This is a genomic window from Aurantimonas sp. E1-2-R+4 (genome assembly GCF_036549515.1).
Taxonomy (GTDB): Bacteria; Pseudomonadota; Alphaproteobacteria; order Rhizobiales; family Rhizobiaceae; genus Aurantimonas; species Aurantimonas coralicida_A.
In genome coordinates this window covers 92205-108520 of the sequence record NZ_JAZHLK010000005.1, presented here as the reverse complement: position 1 = coordinate 108520, position 16316 = coordinate 92205, and the positions used below count along the sequence as shown (strand labels likewise).

Annotated in this window: 18 protein-coding genes; 8 read left to right on the top strand and 10 right to left on the bottom strand. The window is 65.7% G+C overall.

Features of this window, described 5'->3' with window-relative positions; translation table 11 throughout:
- Positions 1 to 37: 37 nt before the first annotated feature.
- Positions 38 to 835: a WecB/TagA/CpsF family glycosyltransferase gene (locus VQ045_RS04175; RefSeq protein ID WP_331829258.1), complete on the bottom strand. Its 798-nt coding sequence runs from the start codon at positions 833 to 835 to the stop codon at positions 38 to 40.
- Complete coding sequence (locus tag VQ045_RS04170) at positions 832 to 2076, bottom strand: glycosyltransferase family 4 protein (protein ID WP_331829257.1); 1245 nt, start codon at positions 2074 to 2076, stop codon at positions 832 to 834. Before VQ045_RS04170 ends, VQ045_RS04175 begins: the two co-directional genes overlap by 4 nt.
- Before the next feature lie 310 nt (positions 2077 to 2386).
- Here VQ045_RS04170 and VQ045_RS04165 point away from each other — a divergent pair, with 310 nt between their 5' ends.
- The 8 genes from VQ045_RS04165 to VQ045_RS04130 all read left to right on the top strand — a co-directional run bounded on the left by VQ045_RS04165 (position 2387) and on the right by VQ045_RS04130 (position 8269).
- Entirely contained in the window at positions 2387 to 3367 is a 981-nt protein-coding gene (locus tag VQ045_RS04165) for a glycosyltransferase family 2 protein (protein WP_331829256.1), read from the top strand.
- Positions 3336 to 4628, top strand: coding sequence for an O-antigen ligase family protein (locus tag VQ045_RS04160; protein ID WP_331829255.1), 1293 nt, complete (start codon positions 3336 to 3338; stop codon positions 4626 to 4628). The genes VQ045_RS04165 and VQ045_RS04160 overlap by 32 nt, the downstream gene beginning before the upstream one ends.
- Positions 4629 to 4753: 125 nt before the next feature.
- Positions 4754 to 5221, top strand: a complete 468-nt coding sequence (locus VQ045_RS04155; protein WP_327647770.1) for a DUF2948 family protein — start codon at positions 4754 to 4756, stop codon at positions 5219 to 5221.
- Positions 5222 to 5284: 63 nt separating this feature from the next.
- Complete coding sequence (gene hisD / locus VQ045_RS04150; RefSeq protein WP_327647769.1) at positions 5285 to 6577, top strand: histidinol dehydrogenase; 1293 nt, start codon at positions 5285 to 5287, stop codon at positions 6575 to 6577.
- A 7-nt stretch (positions 6578 to 6584) separates the two neighbouring features.
- Positions 6585 to 7073: a UPF0262 family protein gene (locus VQ045_RS04145; protein ID WP_327647768.1), complete on the top strand. Its 489-nt coding sequence runs from the start codon at positions 6585 to 6587 to the stop codon at positions 7071 to 7073.
- Positions 7074 to 7181: 108 nt separating this feature from the next.
- Positions 7182 to 7637 (top strand): arsenate-mycothiol transferase ArsC, encoded by a 456-nt coding sequence (locus VQ045_RS04140; protein WP_331829254.1) that lies wholly within the window; start codon positions 7182 to 7184, stop codon positions 7635 to 7637.
- A 104-nt stretch (positions 7638 to 7741) separates the two neighbouring features.
- A complete protein-coding gene (locus VQ045_RS04135) occupies positions 7742 to 7969 on the top strand; it encodes a type II toxin-antitoxin system CcdA family antitoxin (protein ID WP_331829253.1) in 228 nt (75 codons plus the stop codon).
- Positions 7970 to 8269 carry a CcdB family protein gene (locus tag VQ045_RS04130; protein WP_331829252.1) on the top strand — a complete coding sequence of 100 codons (300 nt, stop codon included), beginning with the start codon at positions 7970 to 7972 and terminating at the stop codon, positions 8267 to 8269. It begins immediately after the preceding gene.
- 12 nt (positions 8270 to 8281) lie between these two features.
- Here VQ045_RS04130 and yihA read toward each other — a convergent pair whose 3' ends face one another.
- The 8 genes from yihA to thiP all read right to left on the bottom strand — a co-directional run bounded on the left by yihA (position 8282) and on the right by thiP (position 16306).
- Positions 8282 to 8953 carry a ribosome biogenesis GTP-binding protein YihA/YsxC gene (yihA, locus tag VQ045_RS04125; RefSeq protein ID WP_442873056.1) on the bottom strand — a complete coding sequence of 224 codons (672 nt, stop codon included), beginning with the start codon at positions 8951 to 8953 and terminating at the stop codon, positions 8282 to 8284.
- A 2-nt stretch (positions 8954 to 8955) separates the two neighbouring features.
- Positions 8956 to 9594 (bottom strand): CatB-related O-acetyltransferase, encoded by a 639-nt coding sequence (locus VQ045_RS04120; RefSeq protein ID WP_327645511.1) that lies wholly within the window; start codon positions 9592 to 9594, stop codon positions 8956 to 8958.
- Between the two features lie 34 nt (positions 9595 to 9628).
- Complete coding sequence (gene yidC, locus VQ045_RS04115; RefSeq protein ID WP_327623239.1) at positions 9629 to 11443, bottom strand: membrane protein insertase YidC; 1815 nt, start codon at positions 11441 to 11443, stop codon at positions 9629 to 9631.
- Positions 11443 to 11832 carry a ribonuclease P protein component gene (gene rnpA, locus VQ045_RS04110; RefSeq protein ID WP_327623238.1) on the bottom strand — a complete coding sequence of 130 codons (390 nt, stop codon included), beginning with the start codon at positions 11830 to 11832 and terminating at the stop codon, positions 11443 to 11445. Before rnpA ends, yidC begins: the two co-directional genes overlap by 1 nt.
- Positions 11833 to 11860: 28 nt before the next feature.
- Positions 11861 to 11995 carry a 50S ribosomal protein L34 gene (gene rpmH / locus VQ045_RS04105; RefSeq protein WP_206453065.1) on the bottom strand — a complete coding sequence of 45 codons (135 nt, stop codon included), beginning with the start codon at positions 11993 to 11995 and terminating at the stop codon, positions 11861 to 11863.
- 233 nt (positions 11996 to 12228) lie between these two features.
- Entirely contained in the window at positions 12229 to 13761 is a 1533-nt protein-coding gene (locus VQ045_RS04100) for a M48 family metalloprotease (protein ID WP_331829251.1), read from the bottom strand.
- A 185-nt stretch (positions 13762 to 13946) separates the two neighbouring features.
- Positions 13947 to 14684 carry a thiamine ABC transporter ATP-binding protein gene (locus VQ045_RS04095; RefSeq protein ID WP_327623236.1) on the bottom strand — a complete coding sequence of 246 codons (738 nt, stop codon included), beginning with the start codon at positions 14682 to 14684 and terminating at the stop codon, positions 13947 to 13949.
- Positions 14681 to 16306: a thiamine/thiamine pyrophosphate ABC transporter permease gene (gene thiP / locus VQ045_RS04090; RefSeq protein WP_331829250.1), complete on the bottom strand. Its 1626-nt coding sequence runs from the start codon at positions 16304 to 16306 to the stop codon at positions 14681 to 14683. Before thiP ends, VQ045_RS04095 begins: the two co-directional genes overlap by 4 nt.
- Positions 16307 to 16316 lie beyond the last annotated feature (10 nt).

Sequence of the window (16316 nt, the reverse complement as noted above, 5' to 3'; positions counted from 1 at the left end):
GGGCCGCCCTTTCCCGGCGCCCTGCCGTGGCGCGGCATCAGACATCGTCCCGCTCCCGCCGCAACCGATCGCGCAGAATGCCAAAGAGGAAGAGCGGGTTGCCGAGAATATAACGGCGCCACATCCTGCCGGGCTCCAGCGCCAGACGCCAAGCCCATTCCATGCGCAGGCGCCGAATAGCGAGCGGCGCACGGGCCACATTGCCGGCGAGAAAGTCGAACAGCGCGCCGACGCCGACGAAGAGCCGGCCGTAGCGCTCGCCCAGATGATCGGCGATGAAGAGTTCCTGGGCGGGAACGCCCATGGCGACGAGAACGATGTCGGCCTTGGCCAAGGCGAGGTGGTCCAGGACGCCAGCGCAAGCTTTGCGGTCGAAGAACCCGTCCGACACCACGAGATAATCATGCGCCGGGATCTCGACCGCGAGCCGGGTCGCCGCGCGCTCGGCGACGCCCGGCGCGCCCCCGATCAGGGCGACGCGCAGGCGGCCGTCGAGCGAGGCGAGAAGGCGGGGCAGGAAATCGGTGCCGTTGAGGTTCTCGGTGAACGGTTTGCCGTAGATCATCCGCGCCGCGGTATCGACGCCGATCCCGTCGGGGATCACCAGAAAGCGCTCCAGAGCGCGTTTGTAGGCTGCGTCCCGCCGGGCGATGTTGACGCAATGGGCGTTGAGGAAGGCTAGCCGCGTGGTCCGGCCGGCCGCCAGTGCGTCGGCGAGCGCCGCGATGACCGCCACGCCGGAGCGGTCGGTGACCGCGATGCCGGCGATGTCACGGCTCGCGCCGGCTTCGCCTCGCGAGGAACCCGCCGGCCAAAGGGCGCTCGCTTTCATCATCGTCCGGCAACTCCGTTGGCGAGCCGAGGCGGGACGACTGCATCGGGGCCAACCGGTGCAACCAGCGCCTGATGGTTATCGATGGCCTTGGCGAACCGATCCAGGCCGGCGGCGATGCCGGCGTCGAGCGCGGCCCCCTGGGCGCGCGCGAAGGCGGCGCCGTCGAGGCGAAGCGATTGGCCGGCCCTTTCGGCGGCGACGAGTTCGATGATCCGGTCGGCGAAGTCCCGCGGCGCATCCGCGACCCGCACATTGGCGGGAACACTGTCGACGCCGCGCAGGGCTTGCGGCGTTGCGACCGCTGGCATCCCCTCCTCGAAGGTTTCGATCGTCTTCAACTGAACGCCGGTGCCGCCCTTGGTCGCCAGGGCGAGCACGCGCGAGGCGCCGACGAACCGCTGGGCGTCCTCGACGCGGCCGAGAAAAGTGACATTGGCGGCGGCGGCGGGTGGCGGGCCGTCGAAGCGCCCGGCCACTGCGATGGACATATCGGAAGGAAGCAGCGGCACGACTTCGTCGACGAACCAGTCGAGGCCGACCCGGTTCGGCGCCCAGCTCCAGGTGCCGATCAGTCCGACATCATGGGCCCGTTCGCCCTTGTCGGCGACGTTCGGGCGGCCGACGGTCAGCGCCAGCGGCACGCATTTGTCGGATCCGGCAAGGCCGAGCCCGTCCCGGTCGTCTTCGCTCAGCGTATGGACGACCGCCGCGTCCCGGCAGATCGTTGCCTCGGCGCGCTCGAGCAGCGCCGCCTCGCGGCCGAAGAGCAGCCGGGTGTGGAAACCGCCAGCATTGCGGGCGTTTTCGCGGGCGGAGCGATGTTCGACATTGTGAGCGATGAAGATCGACGGTTTTTCGCGCGCCAGGAAGGGATAGGCGGCCGGCATTTGCACGGAACTGAGCACATATCCGTCCACCGGCCCCGCTTCGGCCAGACGGCCGAGAAGCTCGGCGCGGCTAAGCCCGGCCACTTTCGCGGCTCCGACCGGCAGGTTGCGAGCGAACGCCGCGCCGACCCAGGCCGCCTTGCGGAGCGTCGACGCCCCGGAATTTTCGATCGCCAGTTCGCCGAGGCAGATTTCGTCTGCCCTGGCGGGCCGCGATCCCGGCCGGCGGAAGCCGACGAAAGTCAGTCGCACGCCATGATGGCGGTACGCCGCGACGATGGCGCGGTTCGCGATCTCGAAGCCGGTCGATGGATCGTCGTCGGGCAGGAGCGATGAAACGAACAGAAGATGCATTCCGACCGGACCACTCCGCGCATTGCAGGAAAATCCGATTGTCGCAGCCGCACGTTGAAATTGCCCTAATGCCGCCGGCACGTTTCGGCGACTTGATCGCCGCGCGACGTGTTGGAGCAGGCCAAGCGTGCCATGGGGATGGATCGGAAAGCGCGCCGCGGGGCCAGCTTCTCGTTTGTTCTGCTGGGCTCGCGACCGAATTTCGCGATTTTTGAGGGCTGCGTCGAGACTTCGTTCATCTTCTTCTGATTTTGTTCTGGTATCTACTCCAACCCGCCTTCCGGTAAGCGATCCGATCGAACGACGCCCTATGACCGACGCCATCACCATCGAGTGTATCTCGCCGGACCTCGATTTCGGGCGGTACGAGGTCGTCGTCACCCTGCCGACTTTCCGCCGGCCGGAGCATCTCCTGAAGACGCTTCAATCGCTCGCCGCCCAGCAGACCGAAAGGCGGTTCGCGGTCATCGTCATGGAGAACGATGCCGAAGGCCGCGAGGGACTGACCGCCGCCGCGCACTTGTTCGAAACCGGCCGGCTTCCGGGATTGATCCTGATCGCCCATGAGCGCGGCAATTGCGCGGCCTACAATGCTGGATGGCAAACGGCGATCGAGCGCTTCCCGGCGATGCGGTATCTTCTGGTCATCGACGACGACGAGATTGCCAGTAAAAGCTGGATCGCGCGGCTGGTGGAGACGGCCGAGACCCTTGCCGTCGACATCGTCGGCGCCCCGCAGATCCCGATTTTCGAAGGCAATGGACAGGCGCGCTATGCTCGCCATCCCGTGTTCACGCCCCATTACGCCCGAACCGGACCCGTGCCGATCCTCTATTCCTCCGGCAACGTCCTGATCCGGCGCCGTGTCCTGGAGGCGATCGGCGCCCCTTATCTCGATACTGCCTTCAACTTCATCGGCGGCGGCGACAGCGACTTCTATTCGCGCTGCCGCGAAAAAGGTTTCACCTTCGGCTGGTGCACGGAGGCTCCCGTCCATGAGACGACGCCAGCCCGGCGCACCGAATTCTCGTGGCTGAACGCGCGGGCACTGCGCAATGGCGCGATCTCTTCGATCATCGAACGCCGCCGTCGCGGCGGGACGACCGACCGGTTCCGCCGCCTCGCCAAGAGCGCCGCCTTGCTGGCCGCCTCGCCGTTCCGCTCTGCACGGCTGGCCTTCGACACCAAGTCGCCTGTCATCGGGCTCTACCACATGCAGGTCGCCGTCGGCCGCCTGCTCGCCGAATTCGGCCTCGTCAATGAACAATATCGTCGTCCCGAACAGAACTGACGCCGTCGGCGTCCACGACCCGATCAGGGTGCTTCGGCTCGTCTTCGCGGCGACGATCCTGACGTTTCTTCTCGTCTCCTTCACGCCCTTCGTGCTGGAATACGAGACCGACGTTCAGGGCAATATCGTCAATCAACTCGGCTACAGTGCTCTCGCGCTCGTCGCGATCGTCGGCCATCTCCTGTTCACCGACCGCGCGGTCGCGCTCTCGCTGCTGCGCCCGGTCTGGCTGTTGACGATCGCCCTGTTGGCCTTTTCCGTTCTGCAATCGGAGTCGCCGGGCGCCGCGATCCGCGCGATCCTGTTCACGCTGACCGCAATGCTCGCCATGACCGGCGCGCTCAGCCTACCGCCCTCGATCCGCGACTTCCGGCTGGCGCTCACCATCGCCGCGCTCGTCGTTCTCGGGCTCTCCTATCTGGGGCTTGTCGCCTATCCCGGATTGGCGATCCACGGATCGGACGGCCTCGAACCGCAGCATGCCGGTTTGTGGCGGGGCATCTACAGCCACAAGAACGTCGCCGGTCCGATCATGGCGATGCTGTTTTTCGCCGGGCTCTACCTCATGCGCTGCGGCGAGCGGTGGGCCGGCCTCGTCATCGCGGTCCTGGCGGCGGTCTTCATCTACAAGACCGGCTCCAAGACGACTCTGGCTCTGGTTCCGCTCGTTGCCCTTTTCGTCACGGGCGGTCGGATATTCGGCGGCCGCCTCCTGCCGATCGCGGTTCTTTTCCTTGCCATTCTCGTAACCGCGCTGTTGACGCTGGGAGCGGCAATTTCGCCCGCGCTCGACATCGTGCTGCAGGCGGTTCTGCCCGGCACGACCTTTACCGGCCGCCTCGATCTGTGGCGCTTCACCCTCGACTTGATGGGCCATCATCAATGGACGGGCTTCGGCTTCGAGACCTTCTGGAACACGGGCGTCGTCTACAAGGCCGAGGCCCCGTTCGAGCTGTCCTGGGACCCGCGCCTTATCGTCAACGCCCATAACGGCTATCTGGACATCGCCATCTGGGGCGGATGGCCGACACTCGCGGTCGCGGCATGGATGCTGGTGTTGCTGCCGTTCAAGGATTATCTGACGACCCAGCCCGCCGTGGAAAACCGTCGCCTGGCGGATTTCCTCCTGATGATCCTCGCATTTGCCCTGTTGAATTCCTTCTTCGAGAGCTATTTCTTCAGTCGCGGCAATCCGATCTGGCTCATGACCTGGCTCGCCATCGTCGGCCTTTGGCTTTGCAGCCGCTTCCGGCTTGAATAATCGCGCGAAACGTCGTCGTGAACCGGGCGACGGGATGACCATTCCAATTCCGAGCCGCCGGCCTAGTTTGCGGTGCAGTAACCCGTTCAGTCCGCCCGTTTAGATAGAAAGCAACGCTCATCACGATGGACCGCCTGCGCCTCCTTGCCGTCGATACCGACGATCTCGCCATCCTGTCGGCCTATTGCCAGGATGCCGTCGTCACATTGCGGGACTGTCGCTACCGAGCCGGTGAGCAGCAGTTCGTCGTCGAAATGAACCGCTTCGTCTGGGAAACCGCCGAGGGAATTTCCCGCTTTCGCCTGTTCCGCAAGGCCGAATATGAGCGGCGGCGGGCCGTCCTGCATTTCGACCGGGTGCGGGGCGTCAAGCGGATGGGCCTGGACGCGACCGAGGGCGATCAGGTGCTCGTACTGCTGGCCATCCGCTTCACCCCCGCCGATGCCCCCTCCGGGGTCGTCGAACTTGTCTTCGCCGGCGGCTCCGCGATAAGGCTGGACGTCGAGGTGATCGAGGCGCAGCTCGCCGACGTCGGAGGTGCCTGGAGCACATCGGCCCGGCCGGAGCACGACCGTTCCGATCCGTCGGCCTGACGAAGGCAGTTCGGCACGGCGCCGGTCGCCACGCCGCCGCAGATCAAGAGGGGAATTGCCACAGTGCCGTCGAGGCTTACCAGCACGGACGCCGATTTCGAGGCGAAGTTCCGGGCGCTGCTCGGCGCAAAACGCGAATCCGCCGCCGACGTCGATGACGCGGTTCGCGCGATCGTCGCTCGTGTGCGCGCCGAGGGCGACGCAGCACTGATCGATCTGACCCGGCGTTTCGACGGCCTCGATCTGACGGCGGAGACATTGCGGGTCGAATCGGACGAGATCGACGCTGCCTTCGCGGCAACCGCCCCGGAGACGCTCGCGGCGCTGCGGACCGCACATGAGCGCATTACCAGCCATCACGAACGCCAGCGCCCCCAGGACGACCGCTATGTCGACGCGCTCGGCGTCGAGCTCGGCAGCCGCTGGACCGCCGTCGAATCGGTCGGCCTCTACGTTCCGGGCGGCCAGGCGAGCTACCCCTCCTCGGTGTTGATGAACGCGGTTCCCGCCAAGGTCGCCGGCGTCGAGCGCATCGCCATGACCGTGCCGGCGATGCGGGGCGCGCTGAATCCGCTGGTGCTCGCGGCCGCGAAGATCTGCGGCATCGACGAGATTTACCGGCTCGGCGGCGCCCAAGCGGTCGCGGCCTTCGCCTATGGCACCCAGACGATCCCGCCGGTCGCCAAGATCGTCGGCCCAGGCAACGCTTACGTCGCCGCCGCCAAGCGCCAGGTGTTCGGAACGGTCGGCATCGACATGATCGCCGGTCCGTCCGAGATTCTGGTGATCGCCGACGGCGCCAACGATCCGGACTGGATCGCCGCAGATCTTTTGAGCCAGGCCGAGCACGACGCAGCGGCGCAGTCGATCCTGATCACCGACGACGGCGATTTCGCCGATGCGGTCGAAGCGGCCGTCGAGCGGCAGCTGCGGCTTCTGTCGCGCGGCGAGACCGCTGCCGCCAGTTGGCGCGACCATGGCGCCATCATCCGCGTGGCATCCCTCGACGAGGCCCCTGCCCTGTCGGACCGGATCGCGCCCGAGCATCTGGAACTCGCAGTCGAGGACCCCGAGGCGCTGTTCGCCAAGGTGCGCAACGCCGGCGCTGTGTTTCTCGGCCGCCATACGCCGGAGGTCATCGGCGACTATGTCGGCGGCTCGAACCACGTCTTGCCGACCGCTCGCTCGGCCCGTTTCTCGTCGGGGCTGTCGGTTCTCGACTTCGTCAAGCGCACCTCGATCCTCAAGCTCGGGCCGGAGCAGTTGCGGACGCTCGGCCCCGCCGCGATCGAACTGGCCCGTGTCGAAGGCCTCGACGCTCACGGCCGGTCCGTGGCGATCCGGCTGAACCTTTGATCGTGCGATGACCGGCGGCGGCGACCAGAAGAGCGGCAGGCTCATCGACATCCAGCTCGACGAGACCATCGGCCGGGCAACGCCAGATGTCGAGCACGAGCGTGCGGTGGCGATCTTCGATCTCATCGAGGAAAACGTCTTCAATCCGGCCGGCGCTCCCGAGGACGGCCGCTTCAAGCTCAAGCTCTCGCTCGCCGACAAGCGCCTGGTTTTCGACGTACGGGACGAGGTCGGTGAGCCGATCGTCGCGCATATCTTGTCGCTCACGCCTTTCCGCCGTGTGATCAAGGATTATTTCCTGATCTGCGACAGCTATTACGAGGCGATCCGCAGCGCGACGCCGCAGCAGATCGAGGCGATCGACATGGGCCGGCGGGGCATCCACAATGACGGATCGCAGACCCTGATGGATCGCCTGAAAGGCAAAATCGTCGTCGACCTCGATACGGCGCGCCGGCTGTTCACGCTGATCTGCGTTCTGCACTGGCGGAACTGAGCCCACGATGGCGCCGCGGACGAAACCGGCAATCGGCACAATATCTGGCGTATCCTGCGTGGCCCGACACGTCGGATTCCATGTTGTTGCAACAGCGGGGGGCGGCCAATGACAGCGGTCGACCCTTCTGGCAAGGTCGCGGTCTCGTCACTCTTGTTCGTCTGCGGCATGAACGCGATCCGCTCGCCGATCGCCGAGGCGATCGCCCGCTCGATCCTTCCCGCATCGGTCTACATCGCCTCGGCCGGCGTCCGCAGCGGGCAGCGCGACCCCTTCGTCGACATCGTGCTGGCCGAACGAGGTCTCAGCCTCGGCGACTATAGGCCGAAGCGCTTCGAGGAGCTGCAGGACGGCTATTTCGACCTGATCGTCACCATGGCGCCGGAGGCGCACCACGCCGCCCTCGACGCCACGGGCACCGCCTCGGTCGACGTCGAATTCTGGCCAATGCCGGACCCGTCCGTGGCTGACGGCAGCCGCGAACAGATTCTCGATGCCTATCGCGCCGTCTGCGACCGGATCGAGGCGCATATCCGCAGGCGGCTGCTGAAGAGGGACGGCTGACGGCACGTCGATGGTTGGTTTAAAAGGCGCTCCGACAAGTACGCCGCCATATTGCTCTCGCTCGATCCGGCGCTTAGCTTCGCTATGTGACCCCGGAGACGCCCATGCCCAATCCCGCACACACCGCCAGCCTCGCCATCGATCCGACCCTCTTTGCGGAAGCGAAGGCTCTGAAGATCGACCTCGCGAAAGCGGCGGAGGAGGGGATCGCAAAGGCCGTACGCGCCGTCCATGCCGCACAATGGCAGGAGGCAAACGAAGAGGCCCTGGCTAGTTCCAATCGCTATGTCGAGACCGAAGGCACCCCGCTGGCACGGCACCGCCTGTTTTAGATGGCCCGCCATGACGTTCACCCTTTGATTGGCGGGCGCGGCCTTGTCCTGAATGTGCAGGCGGACATCCTCGATGCCCTCAACACGCGGGTCGTCGTTCCGCTTCTCCCGATTGCGCAGGCGCCGAAGCCGGCAAAGCGCCTCAATCCCATCTTCGAGATCGACGGGATGAAAATGGTCATGGCGACGCAGTTCCTCTCCGCCATACCGCTCACAGCGCTCGGCGAACGCGTTGAAAACCTCTCGCTGGAGCACGACGCCATCGTCGCCGCGCTCGACATGGTCTTCCAGAGGTTCTGAGGGCTTTCGCGCTCAGTCCGCCAGTGACTGGATCTCGGCCTTGAGATCGTCCAGCCCGACGCCCTTTTCCGACGATGTCGACAGGATCCGCGGAAACGCAGCCGGGCGTTTGGCGATCGCGGCCGCAGTCGCTTCGACCAGCTTGGGAACGGCTGGCGCCTTGATTTTGTCGATCTTGGTCAGGACGATCTGGTAGGAGACTGCCGCCTTGTCGAGGAGCCCCATCACCTCGGCGTCGTTGGGCTTGATCCCATGCCGCGCGTCGATGAGCAGGAAGACACGCTTGAGGCTCACCCGTCCGCGCAGATAGGAAAACACCAGCCGCGTCCAGGCGTCGACCTGATCCTTCGGCGCCTTGGCGTAGCCATAGCCGGGCATGTCGACCAGGGCGATCGGCGGCAGCTCCGTCGTCTCCCCGCCATAGCCGTCCGGCACGAAGAAATTCAACTCCTGCGTGCGTCCGGGCGTGTTCGAGGTTCTGGCCAGCCCCTTGCGGCCGAGCAGCGCGTTGATCAGCGAGGATTTGCCGACATTCGAGCGGCCGGCAAAGGCGATCTCGGGCGGGCCTTCCGGCGGCAAGAACTTCATCGCCGGGGCGCCGCGCACGAAGATCCAGGGCCGCGCGAAGAAGCGCGGGTCCGCCGCTTCCGGAAGTGTCTCGGCCTTGTCGGTTTCGTCAGCCATGGTCATTGCGCCTTCTCAAGCTCATCGATATCGCCACCCCGGATCGCACCGAGATTGCAGGTGATCTTGTCGATCGGCCAATCCCACCAGGCAAGCCGCAGCAGCCGCGCGATAGACGGCTCGCAAAACCGCAACCGGATGACCCGAGCCGGGTTGCCACCGACGATGCCATAGGCCGGCACGTCCCCGGTCACGACCGACCGTGCGGCAACGATCGCACCATCGCCGATCGTCACACCCGGCATGATCGTCGCGCCCTCGCCGATCCAGACATCGTTGCCGATGATCGTGTCGCCCTTCATGCCGGCGAGGATGGTCGCGAAATCGAACCCCTCTTCCCAGCCATGGCCGAAGATATTGAAGGGATAGGTCGAGATACCGGTCATCGCGTGGTTCGCACCGTTCATGACGAAGGACACAGCGGCCGCGATGGCGCAGAAGCGCCCAATCACAAGGCGATCCCCGAGAAACGGATAGAGATGACCGACGCAGCGCTCGACGAAGTGTTCCGGTCCCGCCGGGTCGTCGTAATAGGTGTATGCGCCGATTTCGATCTGCGGATGGTCGACGATCGGTTTCAGGAAACCAACCCGTGGATGCCCCTCCACCGGGTGAGGATCGTCCGGATCGGGTCCATGCATCGTCGGCCCTTCGCCTCTATCCGTCGGTGTCGGCTCAGCTCTGGGACGGTTTTTCCCGTCGCCGGAACAGGCCGCGCAGATTGTCCCACAGCTCGATCTTGGTACCGTTGCGCTTCATGATCACGCTCTGCTGGATGATCGACAGGAAGTTGTTCCATGTCCAGTAGATGACGAGGCCGGCCGGGAACGAGGCCAGCATGAAGGTGAAGATCACTGGCATCCAGGTGAAGATCATCTGCTGGGTGGGGTCCGGCGGCGTCGGGTTGAGCCGCATCTGGATGAACATCGTGATGCCCATCAGGATCGGCCAGACGCCGACCAACAAGAAGCTCGGCAGATCGACCGGAACCAGGCCGAAGAGATTGAAGATGCTGGTTGGATCGGGCGCGGCGAGATCCTGGATCCAGCCGAAAAACGGCGCATGCCGCATTTCGATGGTCACATAGAGGACCTTGTAGAGGGCGAAAAAGACCGGAATCTGGATCAGGATCGGCCAGCAGCCGGCCGCCGGATTGATCTTCTCCTCCTTGTAGATCCGCATCATCTCCTGCTGCTGCTTCTGCTTGTCGTCCTTGAAGCGTTCGCGCAGCTCGGTGATCTTGGGTTGCATGTTCTTCATGCGCGCCATGGATTTGTACGACTTGTTGGCGAGCGGGAAGAAGATCAGCTTGAGGACGACGGTAACCGCCAGGATGGCCAGGCCGAAATTGCCGATGAAGCGATAGAACCAGTCCAGCGCGTGGAACATCGGACGGGTGATGAAATAGAACCAGCCCCAGTCGATCAACTGGCCGAACTGGCGGATGTCGAGCGTGTCCTCGTAGCTGTCGATGACGTCGACGACCTTCGCGCCGGCGAAGGTGCGGTTGGTCGCGGTAGCGGTAGCGCCCGGAGCCAGTGTCATCGGATCGGCAACATATTCGGTCTGGTAGCGCGGCCGGTTGCCGGTCAGATAGAGGAAGCGCGACTGGAAGGGCTGCCCGGCCTGCGGGATCAGCGTCGTCGCCCAGTATTTATCGGTAATGCCGAGCCAGCCGCTGGCGACCTTCGGCGGCACGTAGCGCAGGTCGTCCTCGATCGCGGAATATTTGACTTCGGAGAGCCCGTCCTCGCCAAACACCCCGAGCAGCCCCTCGAACAGGACGTAGACGGAGGCCACCTCCGGCTTGGAGTAGCGGGTGACACGCCCGTAGGACGACAGGGTAACTGGCTGCGCGCCGTCGTTGCGCACCGTGTCTTCGACGGTGAACATGAAATTTTCATCGACGGAAATCTGCCGCGAGAAGGTCACGCCCGCGCCGTTCGTCGTGGTCAGCGTCACCGGCGTTTCCGGCGTCAGGGTCTGGTTGCCCTCGGCCTGCCAATTCGTCGTTGGACCGGGCAGATCGCCGGCATTCTGCCCGATATAGCCAAATTCGGCGAAATAGCCGGTCGGCAGGTTCTCGGGCGACAGCAGCACGATCGTCGGCGAGGTATCCTTGACGGTCTCATGGTAATTCTTGAGCCGCAGGTCGTCGAGGCGGGCGCCGGTCAGGTTGATCGAGCCCGACAGCGCCGGCGTGTCGATCGGGATGCGCGCACCGGAGGCGACGGCTTCTTCGCGGGTCGCCGGAACCGCCGCAACGGAACCCTCACTCGGCACGACGCTCTCGCGCCCCGCCGGCGCGACGACATTCTCCTGGGGGGTACCCGCCGGCGTCTGCGGGGTCTGCAACGAACCGTCGTTCTGAACCGTTTCTGTCGCTTGCCTCTGCGCGTCCATACGCGGGCTGACCACCAGAAACTGCCAGCCGACGAGAACCGCGATGGAGAGCGCCATGGCGATCAGAAAGTTGCGGTTGTTTTCCATCAATCAGACCCCGATGGACGCCCTGGCGGACGCCGCTTCACTATGGTCGGATCGCGATCCGGCCGCTTCGCACGCGCAAACCGTCGGGACAGTTCGTCCTTCAGGGTGGCGAAGGGCATGGCCAGCACCTCGCGCCGCGCGACGATCACATAATCGATGCCGGGCGCCATGTCAGCCTCGGCGTCAAGGCGGATCGCCTCGCGCAGCCGGCGGCGGATTCGATTGCGCACGACGGCGTTGCCGACCTTCTTGGTCACTGTCAGACCGACGCGGGGAGCCTCGCCATCGCCCCGATCAAGGGCTTCGACAAAGAAAAACGGGCCGTTCAAGCGACGGCCCTTGCGCGCGGCCAGAAATTCCGCGCGATTTCTCATCTTGCCGACGGCCATCGGAGATCGTCCGGCGGCCGCGACGCAACTAGGCCGAGAGCCGCTTGCGGCCCTTGGCGCGACGCGCCGCGATGACCTTCTGGCCACCATTGGTCGCCATGCGCGAGCGGAAGCCATGACGGCGTTTACGGACGAGCCGGGACGGCTGATAGGTACGTTTCATCGTATCAATCCCGCGCTCGGATGCGCGGACCCTTCATGTGTTCCGAAATCTGGGTACGGAGCAGGAGGAAAGCGCGCAACAACCCGTCGCGCGGAACGCTGCCCACTCGTGTGGGCGCTTATAGGAAGGGTGGGGGGCAAAAGTCAATCGGCCGATGGCGCCTTCAAAGTGCGTTCGCGCAACATGGCCGACGCGACGCCAAGGGCTTCATGGCTACGCCGTCGCCTCCGACACTATTCCGTGACGATCTTGTAGCGCCCTCCCGCGCGGACCTCTTCCCGGCCCTCAAGGCCGTTCAAAAGACGGAACATCTGCGATTTGCGGTCGACGCCGACCATGCGAGTCGCCAACCTTTCGGCCGTGTCTCCCGCCGCAGCCGTCACGATCCGGATTCGCAGGGGCTTGAGCGCGGCCTTTTCCGAGGCGCTGAGCAAACGAAAGGAACTGGCGACACGATCGGCGACGGTGCCGACGGAAGCCGCGGACGCGGCCTGGACGGCCGTCAGGAACCGATAGACCTGGCCGCCAACGCGGATGATCGTCACCTCGAAGGCGTACTCGCCCCCGCGCGCCCGCGCCGAAACCGCGTCCAGATTGCCGATTCGCCGTTTGCGGATGGTCGATGGATCAAGTCCGCCGATCCAGCCGCTGTTGACGTAATCAACGAGGCTGGTGGTTGCCGGCAGGGCCACACCATCGAACCGAATCGCGGTGTCGCCCGGCCCCGTCGCCATAACGGCTTCGGCGGTATTGTCGATAAGAAAGCCATCGGGAACCTCGAAGGTGATGCCGAGGCCGGGATGATAGAAACGCCGCTCGCGCACGTAACCTTCGGCAGCCGAGTCCCCGAACAGCATCCCGTCGATGCCCGACAGATACCGGTCGCGGTCGGTCGCGCCGGTACCGGACGGGCCATATTGGCGCGCGTGACGCGCGGCGAGGTCGATGCGTTGCGGTGCCGACGGATGCGAGGCGAGAAAATCGAGATTGGGATCGTTTGCCTGAAAGGCATTCCGGATCTTGGAATAGGAATCCATCGCACCCAGGAAGCGCGAAGCCGCAAACGGGTCGTAGCCGGCACGGGCGACGTGGCGGATGCCGAGCACATCGGCCTGCAATTCCTGCTTGCGAGAGAACTGAGCGAGATTCAACCGATTGCGGGCGAGTGCGATCTCCCCGGCCGGCTCGCTGGCCAGAACTTCGTTCACGACGCGGCTGGCGATCTCGGCCGCCTGCTCGCGCTGCTGGCGCTCGATGCCGTGATTGGCGGTGACATGGCCCATCTCGTGACCGATCACGGCGGCCACTTCAGCGGAATCGTTGGCCAGCGCCAGCAGACCGCGGGTCACATAGACGTAGCCGCCCGGCAGCGCGAAGGCGTTGACGTTCGGAGAATTCAGAACGGTAATTCGGTAGGCGCGGTTCGGATCCTCCGTCACCGCCTGAAGCTTGCCGACGACCGTCGCCAGGGTTCGTTCGAGTTTCGGATCGGAATAGGCGCCACCATACGCCGCCAGGATCTTCGGATGCTGCGCCCGTCCGATGACCGATTGCGGGTCGCCCTGCTGGATGTTTTCGAAGGTGATCGGCTGGCGCGTCGCCGCATAGCCGGACTTGGCGTCGCGGCCGACATCGCCGGCCAGACCGTCCAGGCTCGCCTCCAACGACGTACACGCGCCAACCGCCATCAACGCGGCCAGCGCCGCGCCGCGAAGCGCCGCGCGTGTCACACGCCTTGCGGACCAGACCCCGGACATCATTTCCATCGGTGCGATCACCGCCCCCGCCAATATGCCGCAGAAATTCAGCTCTGCCCTGTTCGCACAAGACCCTTAGCCGAAACGCCACGCTCCGCGGAAGGATCGATCCGCAACACGACGTCGCAAATCCGCGGCGCGCCCCCTCATCATGGATGCCTTCCCGGCTAACAAGCAAATTTGCCGGAAATGCGTCATGAATCAGAAACCTTTGTGCCGAGATAGCGGGCGACACGCGGATCGGTCCGGCCCGACAGGATCGCGCGCGTCGGCCCCACCGCGAGCACCACGCCTCGATCGAGGAATGCGACGCGATCGGCGTGGTCGGCCGCGTCGTCCGGATGATGGGTCACCATCACCACGGTCATGGGACGCGGCGCGCGTTCCGCACGAAGCGTCTTCAGCATCCCCAGCATTTCCTTGCGCAGCGCTGGCCCCAGCGCCGCAAAGGGCTCGTCGAGCAGCAGCAGCGGACGATCGCGGAGGAAAGCGCGAGCGAGCGCGACGCGCTGGCGTTCGCCGCCGGACATCGCGGCGGGACGACGGGCTTCGAAACCCGCAAGGCCGACGGCCTCCAGCGCCTCCAAGACGCGGCGCCGGTCGTCCTCGGACAGGTGAAGATTCGGGGCGATGCCGAGCGCGACGTTACGAAACACGTCGAGATGGGGGAACAGATTGTTCTCCTGAAAGACGATGCTGAGCGGCCGCTCGGCGGGGGCGACCCCGCTCATGTCGGAGCCGGCGATGCCGACCCGTCCCGAATCGGGGGTCGCGAAACCGGCCGCCAGATCGAGCAGCGTCGACTTTCCCGCGCCGCTCGGGCCGATCACCGCCAGCCATTCGCCCTCGATCACCTTGAGATCGAACCGCATGTCGCTGCCCTCATAGGCCAGGCGAACGTCTTCGAAGGATAAGGCCGGCACCTCGCTCATCGCTTTTCTCCCGCGCCTGCCAGCCCGCGCTCGGCCAGCACCATCAGGCCGAGGCACAAAATTCCGAGAATCAGCGCCAGACCGGCCGCGTCGCTGGTGCGATAGCTCCCCATGCGCTGCAACAGCAGATAGGGCAGCGTGACGAGGTCCTGGTTGCCGAACAGGGCGATCGCGCCGAGATCGCCGAGCGAAATCGCCAGCGCGAAGGCGAAGGCGAGGCCGAGCGCGGGACGCATGGCCGGCCAATCGACGAAGCGCAGCCGCGACAGGCCGGCGAGCCCCAGACTGTCCGCCAGTCGCCCGGTCGCCTGATTGGCAGCGGCCAGCGCCGGCCCGACGATCCGCACGATGAACGGCACGGCCATGGCGGCGTTGGTTGCGACGACGACATAAGGCGCGGCGGCGAAGACGTCGGTGACCTGACGCAACGCCAGAAACCAGCCGGCTCCGACGACGATCGGCGGCACCACGAGAACGAGGCTGGCGGCCGTCTCCAGCCCCTTGCGCGCCGTGTCCCGGCCACGACGCGCCCCGGACGGCGCGCCGCGCAAGGCTTCGAGGGCGAGGATCACCAGGACCGAGACGAGAAGCGCCAGCGATGCCGCGGCAAGGGCGATCGCCAGGCTGGTCAGCGCCGCGCGCCGGACCGCCGGATCGACGGCGAGCGAGACGAGGTCCGCCTGCAATCCGCGCACCAGAACCGCGACGAAGGGCGACAGGACGAAGGCTACTCCGAGCGACAGGATCGCGGCATCCATTGCCGCCCTCACCCGGCTCGGCCGGTCGTAGCGCAACGCCCGGCCGCCGAGGCCGAACCCGGCCGCGACATCACCGCCGAGCCGGGTCGCGAACCACAGGATGATGGCGGTCAGGGCGATTTGCAGGAGGGACAGCGCGATCGCCCGACCGGGGTCGAACTCATAGCGAAGCGCCTGATAGATCGCGACTTCCAGCGTCGTCGCGCGGGGTCCGCCGCCGAGGACGAGGACGAGCGTGAAACTCGTCACGCAGAGCATGAAGACGAGGCTCGCCGCCGCCGGCAGGCTAGCGCGGATCGCCGGCCATTCGAGCAGCCGGAAGGTGGCGAGCGGCGTGAGAGACAATTGCCCGGCGAGCTTCCAGCTTTCGGCCGGCACGCGATCCAGCGCCGCCACCATCAGCCGGGCGGCGAGCGGCAAGTTGAAAAAGACATGCGCAATCAGGATGCCGGCCAGGCCATAGACGTCGAGCCGCGGCAGCCCGATCGCGGCGAAGGCGCCGGACAGCACGCCGTTGCGACCCCAGATCGTGATGATGGCCAGCGCCCCGACGAGAACTGGCAGCGCCTGCGGCAAGAGGAACAGCCGCAGCACCGCCCGGCGTCCGGGAAAGCGCGCGCGGTGGAGCGCGACGGCCAGCGGCACCGCGCCGGCAAGTGACAAGAGCGTCGACAGCGCCGCCTGCTCCATGGTGAAGAGCACGACGCCCCGGATATAGCGGTCGGCGAAGAGTGCCGGCAGATCGGGCACGGCGCCCGTCGCCGCGAGCAGGAACACGAACGCGCCGCCGAGAAAGACGATCAGGGCCGCGGCGGCGGCAAAACCGAGGCCGATGCGAAGGGTCCGGTCGGTGGAGCCGGTCATGGCCGCGCGC